Source organism: Fulvivirga kasyanovii, assembly GCF_009711405.1.
GTDB lineage: Bacteria > Bacteroidota > Bacteroidia > Cytophagales > Cyclobacteriaceae > Fulvivirga > Fulvivirga kasyanovii.
The window spans coordinates 12,680-26,452 of record NZ_SMLW01000610.1 but is presented as its reverse complement, the minus strand read 5'-3'; the positions used below and the strand labels follow the sequence as shown (position 1 = coordinate 26,452).

Here is a 13,773-nt window from a genome sequence, read left to right as displayed (position 1 = left end):
GTAGATGAAATTATCCGCGAAATAAATCAGGATAATTAGATATTAAAGATTGTCTCAACCGATGTTAATCGAATTTGGTTTATAGTTTGTTTGTAAGTTCCTGATCCTATCTCACTCTCTCAGTAATGAGTCGAGTGGGGTCAGGATTAGGTAGTTTTTCCTGATCACCCGACCACCGTCAGGCGCCCCACGTTCACTTCTCAAACCAGACTAAAACTGAAATCACTAGCCATACCTATTACTATCCCATCTTGGCTTGCCTACTGCTTTTGCCGATTGCTATTAACAACTGCCTGTCAGCAAAGAGGTGAAAATTTAGGATCTCCCCAAAAAATCAGCTTGATCCTTAACTACTTCATATGTCTCCCCTGAACTTTTTGATGCTCACATAGCTTAGGAGAAAAGAGCAACAGTTTTTAAACCTAAACGTATAACTTTGCAGTATGAAAAGAGTAGTAGTAGGTATGTCGGGCGGTGTGGATAGCAGTGTAGCCGCTTACTTGTTAAAAGAGCAGGGTTATGATGTCATAGGTATGTTTATGAAAAACTGGCATGACGACAGCGTAACCATCAGTAAAGAATGCCCCTGGCTGGAAGACAGCAACGATGCTATGATAGTTGCTCAAAAATTAGGTATTCCCTTCCAGGCTATTGACTTAAGTGAAGAATACAAAAAGCGGATTGTTGACTATATGTTCGATGAGTACCAAAAGGGCCGGACACCTAACCCTGACGTACTCTGCAACAGAGAGATCAAATTTGATATCTTCCTGAAAGCAGCCATGCGTTTAAAGGCTGATTATATTGCCACCGGACACTACTGCAGAAGGGGAACCATTGAAGAAGATGGTAAAACCACATATCAACTGCTGGCTGGCAAAGACCCGAATAAAGACCAAAGTTATTTCCTTTGTCAGCTCACCCAGGATCAACTGTCGAAGGCGTTATTTCCTATTGGTGAACTTCAAAAATCTGAGGTAAGAAGAATAGCCAAAGAACAGGAGTTAATCACGGCAGACAAAAAAGATAGCCAGGGATTATGCTTTATTGGCAAAGTTCGACTACCTGAATTTCTTCAACAAAAACTACAGCCTAAGAAAGGTGTAGTGGTCGAAGTTCCCGCAGAAGCCGGTACTTATCAAAACAATACTTCTCAGGTGGAACTCAACGGGGCCTCTTCGGAGACACTGAAAAAAATGAGTGCCAGCTACCAGTACCACCTTACTGATGGAAAAGTAGTAGGAGAACATAATGGAGCACATTACTATACGATCGGTCAGCGAAAGGGCCTGAACATCGGAGGCACTCCTAAACCGCTGTTTATTATTGAAACAGACACCAATGAAAACGTCATCTATACCGGCCAGGGAGAAGACCACCCCGGACTTTACAGAAAAGGTTTACTGATAAAACCAGATGACATTCATTGGATACGGGAAGACCTCAAAATGAATATAGGTGATTCACTCGCTTACGATGTCAGGATTAGATACCGTCAGGAGCTTGAAAAGGCTATGCTTTTCATGAGGGAAGAAGGGTTGTATATTATATTTGACCAACCACAAAAGGCCATAGCTGCAGGGCAGTTCGCTGCCTGGTATAAGGAGGACGAGTTGATAGGTTCCGGAGTGATCAGCTAAAAATTAAAACTTACAGTTATTAACAATACTGGGACACTACAAACTGGTGTCCCTTTTCTTTTCTTCCTCGAGGCCTGATACACCGCCTGACACAACGAATTTCATTGCGTTGGTTCCATTCATATGTAAAGGTTTTACGTGGCTCCTCTTGACCAAAAAATGATTACCTGAAAAGTTGTAAGAGTGTGGCAGGTATACAGACATATAGCCTGGCAGGTCTATTTCTGCAAGGTCATCCCTGGTTATAAATCCCACCTTCAATACTGACCTGTCCTCAGTCATAGCTACAGTGACGGGTACATTGAATTTTTTCTGCTCCCCTACAAATGCTCCGATCAGATCTTTAATAGAAGTATAAATGATATTGACCAGGGGTATCTTGACGAGATACCTCTCCAGTTGATCAAAGAATGGCCTGGTAATAAAAAAGGAGGCAAGATATCCTAAAAAGGTTATGTTAACTACAATTATTAATAAACCCAGCCCGGGAATATTGACCGGTATAAGCCCGTCAAGCCACTCAAGTATTTCATAGATTATGTATATGGTAAGCGCCAAAGGCACTACAAACAACAAGCCCCTAAAAAAGTAGCTGATAAATCGGTGGAATGTAAACTTGCTCATAATTCAGTGTTTGCTTGCATAAAAAAGGGTTTCCAACCTGTAGAAACCCTTTTAACTGTATTTATAGTCTTTTTGTTCTTAAAGAGCGATACCGATAAAAGATTTGAATGCGATACCCATCAATCCAGTGATCAACATGGTGATACCTAAACCTTTCAACCCGGCAGGCACATTAGAGTATTTTAGTTTTTCCCTGATAGCTGCGAGGGCTACAATAGCCAGCATCCAGCCAATTCCTGAACCGAAACCAAATACTGTTGCTTCAGACAGCAAATAGTCTCTCTGGATCATAAACAATGAAGACCCCAAAATAGCGCAGTTTACAGCGATCAAAGGCAGAAATATACCCAAAGAGCCGTAAAGTGACGGAGAGAACTTTTCAATGATCATCTCAACCAACTGAACCATAGCTGCAATGATAGCAATGAACATGATGAACTGGAGGAACTCCAGGTTCACTTCGGCAAAACTTGCACTCAGCCATGACAATGCACCCTCTTTCAGAATGTACTCCTGTAGTAACCAGTTTACCGGTACTGTAATAGTTAATACGAATATAACTGCAGCTCCAAGGCCCACTGCCGTAGACACTTTTTTAGAAACCGCAAGGAAAGAACACATACCTAAGAAGTAGGCAAAGATCATGTTCTCAATAAAGATGGATTTTATTCCTAAGCTTACTAATTCCATTTCTAAATATTTTTTAGTGTTCTACGTAACCTGTCTTAGATCTCTGTACCCAGATCAATATACCCAATACCATAAATGCACCGATAGAGTCAACCATCAATCCATTGGTAGCGAAGTTATTGATACCTACAGCTTCGAATATTTTAAAGTCAAATATCGAACCTGATCCGAACATCTCTCTAAAGAAAGCAACAGTGAGAATAATCCAGGCATACCCGAAACCACTACCCAATCCGTCCAGTATTGAATCGTAAGGTTTATTTCCCATGGCAAAAGCTTCCAATCTACCCATTACTATACAGTTTGTAATGATCAGACCTACGAAAGCTCCCAGTATCTTATACATTTCATAATTGTAGGCTTTTAGCACCTCACTTACCAGAGTTACCAGTGTAGCGATCACGGCTAACTGCACAATGATCCTTACCCTGTTAGGTATAAGGTTTCTTAACAATGATATGATAAGGTTGGAGAATACGATTACAAACACCACCGCGATTGACATGATCAGGGTAGGTTCCATTTTAACTGTAACCGCCAGCGCCGAACAAATCCCTAATACCTGAACGGTGATAGGGTTATCTTCATTAAGCGGATCAGAAATTAATCTTCTTCTTCTTTTAGACAGAAGGCCTTCAGCGGGTTTCTGAACGACTTCTTCCTTCTTTTGCTCTAAAGTTTCAGTACTCATAATATTATAGTATCTGTTTCTAAATGTCTCTCACTACAACTTAAAGTGCAGCAACTGAGCCAGATTTAACTTTCTTAAAATAAGATTGATAATAATTCAGGTAATTTTTCAACATATCATTAACACCTTTTCCTGTTAATGTAGCTCCTGACATTCCATCTACCTGATGTGAATCCAGCCCTGTGTTTCCTTCACCTTTAACCATGGTAACAGAAACAAGTTCTCCTTGTTCGTTGTAGATCTCTTTGCCTACATATCTGTTCTGAATCTCAGGTGTACCTATTCTCGCTCCAAGGCCTGGTGTCTCTTGCTTGTGATCATATGACACCCCAACAATTGTAGTCAATTCGGTGTTCAATGCCACATATCCCCAAATCTTGTCCCATAGTCCTGCACCATACAGAGGCAATATATAAGATTCAACCTTATCAGGGTTCTCCGCACTCATATATTTAAAAACAGGATAGAGTCTGTTCTCTGGCTTCTTCTTATAATTCTTAAGAATACTAACCTCTTCGGCAACTATCGGCTCGCCCTTTTCATTCTTCTCCACAATATTGCCATTGATATCAACCACTAAAGAAGATATACGCTTATCGTACATTTCAAGCACTTCATTAGGCTTCATTTTCTCCAGTTGTGCTCTGTCCATTACTGAAGACAGGATAGAACTTTTGGTATCCAGTTCGATTGACTTCTTCTGAGCAGGTGCAAGACCTTGAGAAGCCAAAGACAGCAATCCTCCAACTATGACCGTCATAATTGCTGTAAATAGTATAATGTATCCGTTAGACTGTCGCACGTTGTAACCTCCTTTTCTTATTAGCTATTACTACATAGTGATCAATAAGTGGTGCAAATACGTTCATAAATAGTATTGCAAGCATGATTCCCTCAGGATATGCCGGGTTAAATACCCTGATAACCACTGTAAGTATACCGATCAGTAAACCATAAATCCATTTACCGGTCTCTGTTTGAGATGCCGTAACGGGGTCGGTAGCCATATACACGGTACCGAATGCCAACCCACCAATTACAAGGTGGTAATGTGCAGGCATAGCCATAAATTCATTTACAGCAAGACCGTTAAGCAGGAATCCTGCACCAAGTGCACCTGCGATAACGCTGACCATGATCTTCCAGCTTCCTACCCCTGTAAATATCAGTATAAGAGCTCCAATCAGGCACATTAGTGTTGAAGTCTCACCGATTGAACCAGGCATAAAGCCAAAGAACATATTTGAGAATTCATAAATTCCATCAGCCCATCCGTTTCCATATGCGCTAAGTGATGCTACTACATTCTTACCATTCTCTACTGTTTCAGCGCCGATCGCTAAAGGAGTAGCTCCTGTAAAACCCTGAATAGCTTTATTACCTTCGCCAATATATGTCCATACATCTCCTGATATCTGGCTTGGATAAGCAAAGTATAGAAATGCCCTGGCTGTAAGCGCCACGTTAAGAATATTCATACCTGTACCGCCAAATGCCTCCTTTGCGATAATTACTGCAAAAATAGTGGCCAGTGCTACCTGCCAAAGTGGAATATCCGGAGGCATCACCAATGGAATGAGCATACCTGTTACCAGAAAGCCTTCATTGATAGGGTGCTGTCTGATCACTGAAAATGTAAACTCAGTACCCAGACCAACGGCATATGAAACCACCAGAATAGGAATTACCTGAATCAATCCTATCAATACTATATCTCCGAATCCTGCATCAGGCTGACCGATGGCCAGGAAATGCTGATATCCTACATTGTATATTCCAAACAGCAGACAAGGGATCATGGCGATGATCACTGTCATCATCAAACGCTTCATATCCATTGCATCCCTAATCTGTACACCTTTTGAGTTGGTGGTATGGTTAGGAGCAAACAGCAATGTATCATGAGCCTCATATATATAGTAAAACTTCTCCCACTTTCCGCCTTTTTCGAAGTGAGGTTTTACTTTATCAAGTGCTTCTCTTAAAAACTTCATTTTATCGCTCTTATATCTTTATGAATTAACTATATCGCATTAAGTCCAGGCCTTCGCGCACTATGTCCTGTATATCGTGCTTGGATACATCTATAAATTCACATAGCGCAAGATCTTCTTCTATAATCTCATAAATGCCCAACGCTTCCATATCATCATAGTCTTCTGCAAGAATAGCTTTCAACAGATAGGTTGGCAATATATCCATAGGAGTTACTTTCTCGAATATTCCTGTCTGAACAAAAGCACGAGGTTCACCTTTTACATTGGTATCCAGTGCATATTCTTTGTTAGGGAACATAAATGAGAAAAGACCAAATGCTCTTTGAAAACTCAGTTTTTGAGTAGTAGGCTTGATCCACCCGAAAAGTTCGTATTTATCGCCTTCAGGCAATACTGTAAGCAAACTGTCGAAATAGCCTAAATGGCCGTCTGCATTTATTTTATGTCCGGTCAAAGCATTACCGGAAACAAATCTCACATGATCACTATTGAGGTTACCCTCAATAAATTTCTTGATGGATGCTCCTGTATATGTTTTGTAATACTGTGGCTTCGTTACTTCAGATCCGGCAACTGCAATTATCCTGGAAGCGTCATACTTACCTTCGAGGAAAAGCTTACCGATCTGGATAACACCAAAGGGATTGACTGTCCACACAATATCACCTTTATTTATAGGATCAAGGTGATGGATCTGAACACCAACGTTTCCGGCCGGATGAGGCCCTGAAAATTTGTTCAGTTCTATGTTTTTTGCATGGGCAAACATAGGTGATACTTCCGCATCGGCGTTGACGTTTACATGTACAGCACCGGGAGTAAGCTTTTTCAATATGTCGATACCCGCCTGAAAATACTGGTCCTGACCTTTAAAAATGAGGTCATATTCCGGAGCCAGAGGATGGGAATCGAATGCAGAAATGAAAATCGCTTTCGGTGTTTCGGAAGGATCCGCGATAACACCGAACGGTCTCTGTACAAGGTTAGGCCAAACACCGCCACCAAGCATTTGGTTGACTATGTTTTCCCTGGATAAACCATTGATATCTGACACGGTATACTTATCGAATGTTTCGTATTCGATAGTTTTATCAGCCAAGATGACAATCTCGAGGAGCTTTCTTTTTTCACCTCGTCTGATCTCCACGACCTCACCGCTAACCGGTGCAACATGTTGAACTTTGTCATTTTTTTTGTCGAAAAGTATTGGGGTACCTGCTTTTACAGTGTCACCCTCTTTTACCTTTAATTTCGGCCTTAAAATACCGTGAAAACTTGAAGGCTTGTACGCGAAAGTTTCTGGTTGCTCAACTTCTACGATCTTCTTCTCAGCCTTGCCCGCCAGGTTGATATCAAACCCCTTTTTTAGCTTGATGAATTTAGACATGCTTTACTTTAAGATTCAAATCTTATCATTAAAATCGAGGCAAAATTAACAATTTTTCCTACAATTAAAATCTAAGACTATAATTTAAAACAAATAATTATCAGGGTGGTTATTCAGCATCAACCGATTCCCTTTTATCATTCAATATTTTGCTTAAAGCCTGATTTATGACCTCGTCTACCTGCTCCTCAAGGGTCAGGAAAGTGGTATCCAGTACCAGGGCATCATCGGCCTTTCGTAAAGGACTTTCCGCCCGTGTGCTGTCTATATGATCACGCTTTTTTAAATTCTCAATAATTTCACTCAAATCCACGAGCTGCCCGTTCTCCAACAGTTCTTCCTGACGCCTTCCTGCGCGTACATAAATATCGGCTTCCATAAAGACTTTAAGCTCCGCATCAGGAAACACAACCGTGCCTATGTCCCTGCCATCCATCACCACGCCTTTCTTCTTTCCGAGCTTTCTCTGTTGTGCAACCATGGCCCTTCTCACTTCTGTAAGACAGCTTACCTGGCTTACATTCTCAGAAACATACATTTTCCTGATCTCGCCTTCCACATTAAGCCCGTTAAGAAAAGTCTCTGCCAAACCTGTCTTTTCGTTTTTATGAAAGGTAATATCAATATTCTCAAGGGCCTTTTCTACGTCCTTCTTATTGGTAAGACTTACGTGGTTTTGATGGAAATAAAGCGTGATGGCACGATACATAGCGCCGGTATCAATATAGGTGTAACCCAGAACAGTGGCTACAGCCTTGGCTGTTGTACTTTTCCCGCAAGCGGAGTAACCGTCTATGGCTATAACAATTTTCTTCATGTTCAATTAGCAATCCTTCATCGGACATGGTATGGGTTTGCCCGGTTTTATTTTGCCGTTCCGTTTCTTTGATGAAGCACACCCTGCAATCAGCATCACACTAACCAACAATATCAATAGCTTTCGTAACAACATCTATAATTTCTTTATCACAAAGATAAACCTTTAGCGTTGAGATTGAAGGAAGAATAAAATAAAGTAAGACCGGCCATCAAATATTTTGTGTTTAACCATAAATCAACCTTCAAACCGACTCTTATTTATTTAAGGGCACTACACCTATTTAACCTCCTGCTGGTAAGACATTTGAAAACCTATCTTGTACCCACCGCCCAAGGCTTGGGATTTTTCGTTCTTTTGGTTCAGGGTAATTGTCCGTATAGCCGGGAAAGGTGAAGTTATAAGATCGGAATCTATTGCCTGGTTAATAACCAGTTGCACAAAAACACTGATATCTGTTGATGTAATAGGCTGGGAGGAGACATCTTCGAGCATGTAGTTCAATTGCCCGTCACCTTCTATAAGAAAGTGCTTTTCGCAGTTTACAAAGAGCCTGGAGATGAGGTATCCCGGGTCATTAATTCTGTTATACTTCAATGAGTCTGCCATAAAATTGTAGACGTTGATCTGCCCGAGGTATTTTCTCATGGGGTTGTCTGTCACATATTTGCTTTTGTTTAGGCTATGCTTCTTGTCAAGCATAATGATATTGGTGTGCATGAAGAAAATAAGCAGATCACCAGCCACTTTGAGATGAAATTCGTTATCACTGATACTGGTAACTGCGAGAGTGACGTCTCTATCCCTCTTTTTTATTTTGTTGTTAACTTCCCTGATCACATTATCTGCCTCAGTCATTAATGACTTAAACACATCCTGTAAGTTCCTGTAGGTCTCTTGTTTAACACAGGCTTTGGTTTCAAGTAATTCTGCAATGTGTTCCATGGGATTCTGAAGATGCTTCATATAATATGTATTTATAAACTAACTTTCTCTTTATACGTAATTAACAATAAATAAATTAAATGGTATAATGGAAGATCAATCACAAGGCAAAGCAGAACATTTATTTAAAGATATCGGCAAGAAAATAGATGAGCTTATAGAGGACCTGAAAGTAGCAAAAGATCAGGCTAAGGTGGATTATGCCGACAGAATTGAAGAGTTGAAGAGGAATGCAGAAACCTTAAAGGGAGAATTTAAAAACTTTAAAGAAACGCACAAAGACAGGTGGGACGAAGCCGAGGCCAGTTTGGAAAAAGCCGGTCAGGAGTTGAAGAATGCGTTTGATGCCGTCTTTAAAAAGACAGGGAAGAAAGCTTAAAGCTCCCTTCCCTTATCAGGGCACACCTTCATCACAGGTTTATTATACAGTAGCTGCAACAGCTACTTCAGCTCCTTTTACTGTTTTGATAATTCTGGCAGCAATTTTATAAGGATCACCGTTAGAAGCAGGACGTCTGTCTTCAAGCCAGCCTTTCCAGCCATTTTCTACAGTGGCTATCGGAATCCTGATAGAAGCTCCTCGATCTGAAACGCCATAGCTGAATTTATCGATAGACTGGGTTTCATGCGCACCAGTCAGGCGCTGATCGTTATCCGCACCATATACTTCTATATGCTCTTTTACCTTTGGCCCAAATGATTCGCATACCAGGTCATAAACATCTTTAGAACCAGCTTCACGCAAAATGCTATTAGAGAAGTTGGCATGCATACCGGAGCCGTTCCAGTCACCCTTAAGCGGCTTAGGGTGCCAGTTAACAGACAAGCCGTATTTCTCAGCAGTTCTTTCAAGCAGATACCTGGCGATCCATATCTGATCACCGGCCTCGGCTGCTCCTTTTGCAAAGATCTGGAACTCCCACTGACCGGTAGCCACTTCCGCATTGATACCTTCTACATTGATACCCGCTTCCAGACACAGGTCCAGATGCTCCTCAACGAGTTCCCTGCCATAAGCATTGTTAGCGCCTACCGAGCAGTAATAAGGTCCTTGAGGACGAGGATATCCGCCAGTAGGAAATCCTAAGGGTAGATTAGTGTCCGGGTTCCAAAGGAAGTATTCCTGCTCAAACCCAAACCAGAAATCATTATCGTCATCATCAATAAGGGCGCGGCCATTACTAACATGTGGTGTTTTATCAGGATTAAGTACTTCTGTCATCACCAGATAGGCATTTTTTCTTCCCGGATCAGGGAAAATGGCAACCGGCTTGAGCAAGCAGTCTGATGAATTTCCTTCTGCCTGCTGCGTAGAGCTACCATCAAATGACCACAAAGGGCATGATTCCAGGGTACCATCAAAATTTGAAACTATTTTTGTCTTACTTCTTAAGCACTGAGTGGGCTTATAACCATCCAGCCATACATACTCGAGTTTAGTTTTTGCCATAGTTTTAAAACATTTAAAATTATTACCAATTAGTTATATTTAATTCTTCTTTAGCCATCCCTTCCCTTATCTCTTCTCCTGCGTTATCAATATAAGTCTGCAACTGGGATTCTATTTTTCTGTAAAGGGAAAGCCTGTGTTTAAAATTTTCCTCCACTACCTTTTCAGCCTTATCATCATATACAAGCTTTCCGTACCTATCCCTGACAAGAAGCGTAAACCACGGTTCATAGAGGATGAGTCTGAATTTTTCATCTTTTATATCCACACGGATATTAAATACCACCTTCCCTACCGGCTTTTTAAGTTCGCCCAATATCCGGCTGTAGATGCGAAGTTTATCTTTTGAAATGAGCAGTGTGGTGGAATCCACACCTGCGGAGGTTTCCTGATCATTAAAATACTGAACAATCTGGTTGTAAATAGCTGCCTGTCCTTGCCCCTTACAAGGCACTATTTTCTCGTAAAATGCTGGAAACTCCGGTTCAACCGGAGTACCCAACAGGTTAACAAACAGCAATAGATTGTTAAATATTAATATATGAACCAGTACACTCATTAGCTATCAAAAAGAGTAAACCGCCGCCAAAAGAAATGACGCAAGACTTCCATTCGGCTCCAGATCCTTGTTTAAAAAAGAATCCTCAGAAGAAGCATCAAATCTTAATTCAGGGATAATTGTTAAATTACCTACTCTTGCATTGGCAGAAAGGGTGATATCAAGTACACTACCATCACCATCGGGATCAAGGGCTATCACCTCAAGTCCATTATTATATACTTTGAAGTATTCTACTCTTGTACCAATTGCAAATGTCTCTGAGGTAGTTAGTTGCAGGTAAGCTGCAGCGCCGTAAAAACCGGCACCATCACCATCTGAGTCAACTACATCTGTTCCGTTATACATCTCACCTGAACTGGTGGTGTTGTATGTGGCATTGAAGCCCAGAAAGAAAGCATCTGTTACATCTACCCCGGTAGTAATATCTGCCTGAAAAGTACTTCCTGCTGAAGAGTCGTCAGCAGAAGCCTCATCCTTATCAAGTTTTCCATCCTGATCTCCATACAGGAAATTGAGATAGGTGCTTCCGAACAGGCCTACCTGTAATCCTGCGGTATAGGTACCTACAGGATTAAATTCTGTAAAATCCGTTGGATTCATAACAGAGGCCATTAATGAAAAGTCATCTGAAATCTTCAAATCAGCCTTCAGCCCGGTATGAGAAAAAGGGCCATAAGAAAACATGTATGAAGTTGAATAATTGAAGTTGGCTGCCGGAGATATTACTTCGTAACCCAAAAATGTATTGAAATTTCCTAAAGTAAGTGTCAATGCATCATTTACGTTCCAATAAGCATAAAGCTGATTGATTATCTGGGAGCTTCCCCGCTCAGAATTATAGTATGGAGAGGCGAAAACAGCATCTTCACCTCTGGGACCAAACACCAGATCAGCCACGAAACCGCCTTTTTCCGCCTGATAGGAACCAATAAAATTCACCATTCCGAGGCTAAAGCCCGGGAGATTGGCAAAAGATGTACCGGGAGCCTGATAATTCTCTCCGCTATTTTTGGCATTAAGGTTTGCTCTATAGTAGACATCAACAGAACCTGAGAGAGAGAACTCCCCACTTGTCTCCTCTTCTTTGGCCTCCTCATCTTGGGCAAAAACCGGCATAATTGTGAAATAAAGTAACATAGTAAATAGTGCAAATGACTTTTTCATCTTACATTTGGGTTAAGTTAATAATTGCGTTAACTGATAGAAGCCCGTTAATTCTGATGGAAAGGTGAGATCTTCTTTCAGAAGGGCTTCTTATTTATTCCGGCCTATTCATCGTATACAATGGTGTAACCACGTATACCATGTTCATGACTATCAAGACCTTCTATTTCATGCTGCTCTGAAACCCGGATACCGAAAAGTTTCTTTAGTACGAAAAAGATGATATATGCCGAGGCAAAGGCTGTAGCACCACATACTGCTACTCCATAAAGTTGCGGCAGGAAGGGCATGGGAGTACCATCGGCTGCTACACCAAAAATACCAACAGCTAATGTTCCCCATACACCACACACGAGGTGGACGGATACTGCCCCTACGCAGTCATCAAGCTTTAGTTTGTCCAGAGTAATAGCCGAAAGCACTACCATTATTCCTGCCACAAAACCTACTACCAGCGCCCAACCCGGACTGATCACATCCGCACCGGCAGTTATTCCTACCAAACCTGCAAGCAGGCCGTTTAGAACCATACCAAAATCCAATCTTTTGAAAACAAAGTATCCGGCGAACAGACCTCCTATTGCTCCTGTACATGCGCCTAAACTGGTAGTAACCAGCACGAAAGACACTTTACCAGGATCACCTGAAAGTACCGAACCGCCGTTGAACCCAAACCAGCCCAACCACAGGAGGAAAACTCCAATAGTTGCCAAAGGCACACTTGAACCAGGCTTATCAATTACTTTACCGTCCACATATTTGCCTATACGAGGCCCTAACAGCATGATGCCGGCCAATGCTCCCCATCCCCCAACGGAATGTACGAGGGTAGATCCAGCAAAATCATAGAACCCGGCAGCATCAAGTGCTCCGCCACCCCACTTCCAACTTCCTACAATTGGATATACAATACCTACAAACAATAATGTAAACGTGATATAAGAAGATATTTTTATACGCTCAGCTACTGCCCCTGATACGATAGTTGCTGCTGTTGCTGCAAACATGGCCTGGAACAGAAAATCAGTCCAGTAGGTATAACCACCACTGGCATAATCGGCAGAGTTGCCATTAACAGGCAGGTCAAGGAAAAAACCTCCAAAAGCAAACCATCCCGGTGTTTCATACCCTGGATACATGAGATTAAACCCGATTATGTAATAAGTAAGGATACCTATTACAGGAGTAAGTGTGTTTTTAAAGAGGATGTTAACTGTATTTTTAGACTGACTAAAGCCTGCCTCCACACCGGCAAAACCAAGGTGCATAATAAATACAAGGGCCGTGGCCATCATCATCCATATATTGTTGGCCGTAAAAAGACCTTCAGCGACAATACTTAGATCAATACTGTCTGCACTGGCAGTGGCTTCAAGGGTACTTTCCCTGATAGCCAAAGGTAATTCGCTCAAAAAGAACTTCTCCATAATAACAGGTTTGTTTTTAAATTTCTCGCAATCAAATGTTTCAATTGTAAAGCCAAATGAAAAACAAAATATCGAGATTATGAAGTTAGTTGCCTTATTTTTTACCCTACCTACTCAAAATTACGCATCAAATATCGACATATAGGGTATTTTTATACCCTACTGCAAACGTTATCGTTAACAAATATTCAAATCAAGGGTAATTTTTTATGTAAAATTTTAAAAACATCAGAAATACGGTTCAAATTTTTGCCAAGTCTGGAAATTTTTAGTTCACTTTTTACTCTCATCAAAAAAAGTCTATAAATAGTTAATAAAATCAAACTTTAAAATATTCATCAACCACTAAAGGGCGTAAATCCTACGGCCATTTTCTATA

The 13,773-nt window shown here is 41.1% G+C and carries 14 protein-coding genes; 2 read left to right on the top strand and 12 right to left on the bottom strand.

Going from position 1 to position 13,773, the window contains the following annotated elements; translation table 11 throughout:
* The first annotated feature begins 443 nt into the window (after positions 1-443).
* Positions 444-1,640: a tRNA 2-thiouridine(34) synthase MnmA gene (gene mnmA / locus E1163_RS19130; RefSeq protein ID WP_155174069.1), complete on the top strand. Its 1,197-nt coding sequence runs from the start codon at positions 444-446 to the stop codon at positions 1,638-1,640.
* Between the two features lie 36 nt (positions 1,641-1,676).
* Here mnmA and E1163_RS19125 read toward each other — a convergent pair whose 3' ends face one another.
* The 8 genes from E1163_RS19125 to E1163_RS19090 form a co-directional block, all read right to left on the bottom strand.
* On the bottom strand, positions 1,677-2,264 hold the full coding sequence (locus E1163_RS19125) for a DUF502 domain-containing protein (RefSeq protein ID WP_155174068.1): 588 nt from the start codon (positions 2,262-2,264) through the stop codon (positions 1,677-1,679).
* 78 nt (positions 2,265-2,342) lie between these two features.
* Positions 2,343-2,954 carry an NADH:ubiquinone reductase (Na(+)-transporting) subunit E gene (gene nqrE, locus E1163_RS19120; RefSeq protein ID WP_155174067.1) on the bottom strand — a complete coding sequence of 204 codons (612 nt, stop codon included), beginning with the start codon at positions 2,952-2,954 and terminating at the stop codon, positions 2,343-2,345.
* A 13-nt stretch (positions 2,955-2,967) separates the two neighbouring features.
* Positions 2,968-3,645 (bottom strand): NADH:ubiquinone reductase (Na(+)-transporting) subunit D, encoded by a 678-nt coding sequence (locus tag E1163_RS19115; protein WP_155174066.1) that lies wholly within the window; start codon positions 3,643-3,645, stop codon positions 2,968-2,970.
* Between the two features lie 40 nt (positions 3,646-3,685).
* The gene (gene nqrC, locus E1163_RS19110) at positions 3,686-4,405 is read right to left on the bottom strand and encodes an NADH:ubiquinone reductase (Na(+)-transporting) subunit C (protein WP_155174065.1); all 720 of its coding nucleotides are present in this window, start codon (positions 4,403-4,405) and stop codon (positions 3,686-3,688) included.
* A gap of 28 nt (positions 4,406-4,433) precedes the next feature.
* Positions 4,434-5,639 (bottom strand): NADH:ubiquinone reductase (Na(+)-transporting) subunit B, encoded by a 1,206-nt coding sequence (locus E1163_RS19105; protein ID WP_155174064.1) that lies wholly within the window; start codon positions 5,637-5,639, stop codon positions 4,434-4,436.
* A gap of 25 nt (positions 5,640-5,664) precedes the next feature.
* Positions 5,665-7,029: a Na(+)-translocating NADH-quinone reductase subunit A gene (locus E1163_RS19100; protein ID WP_155174063.1), complete on the bottom strand. Its 1,365-nt coding sequence runs from the start codon at positions 7,027-7,029 to the stop codon at positions 5,665-5,667.
* A 109-nt stretch (positions 7,030-7,138) separates the two neighbouring features.
* Entirely contained in the window at positions 7,139-7,846 is a 708-nt protein-coding gene (gene cmk / locus E1163_RS19095) for a (d)CMP kinase (RefSeq protein ID WP_155174062.1), read from the bottom strand.
* 279 nt (positions 7,847-8,125) lie between these two features.
* On the bottom strand, positions 8,126-8,812 hold the full coding sequence (locus E1163_RS19090) for a hypothetical protein (RefSeq protein ID WP_155174061.1): 687 nt from the start codon (positions 8,810-8,812) through the stop codon (positions 8,126-8,128).
* A 67-nt stretch (positions 8,813-8,879) separates the two neighbouring features.
* Here E1163_RS19090 and E1163_RS19085 point away from each other — a divergent pair, with 67 nt between their 5' ends.
* Entirely contained in the window at positions 8,880-9,170 is a 291-nt protein-coding gene (locus tag E1163_RS19085) for a sll1863 family stress response protein (protein ID WP_155174060.1), read from the top strand.
* A 42-nt stretch (positions 9,171-9,212) separates the two neighbouring features.
* Here E1163_RS19085 and E1163_RS19080 read toward each other — a convergent pair whose 3' ends face one another.
* The 4 genes from E1163_RS19080 to E1163_RS19065 all read right to left on the bottom strand — a co-directional run bounded on the left by E1163_RS19080 (position 9,213) and on the right by E1163_RS19065 (position 13,394).
* The gene (locus E1163_RS19080; protein WP_155174059.1) at positions 9,213-10,241 is read right to left on the bottom strand and encodes a glutamine synthetase beta-grasp domain-containing protein; all 1,029 of its coding nucleotides are present in this window, start codon (positions 10,239-10,241) and stop codon (positions 9,213-9,215) included.
* 22 nt (positions 10,242-10,263) lie between these two features.
* Positions 10,264-10,800: a hypothetical protein gene (locus tag E1163_RS19075; RefSeq protein WP_155174058.1), complete on the bottom strand. Its 537-nt coding sequence runs from the start codon at positions 10,798-10,800 to the stop codon at positions 10,264-10,266.
* A 6-nt stretch (positions 10,801-10,806) separates the two neighbouring features.
* Entirely contained in the window at positions 10,807-11,967 is a 1,161-nt protein-coding gene (locus tag E1163_RS19070) for a porin (RefSeq protein WP_155174057.1), read from the bottom strand.
* A gap of 104 nt (positions 11,968-12,071) precedes the next feature.
* Positions 12,072-13,394 (bottom strand): ammonium transporter, encoded by a 1,323-nt coding sequence (locus E1163_RS19065; RefSeq protein WP_155174056.1) that lies wholly within the window; start codon positions 13,392-13,394, stop codon positions 12,072-12,074.
* Positions 13,395-13,773 lie beyond the last annotated feature (379 nt).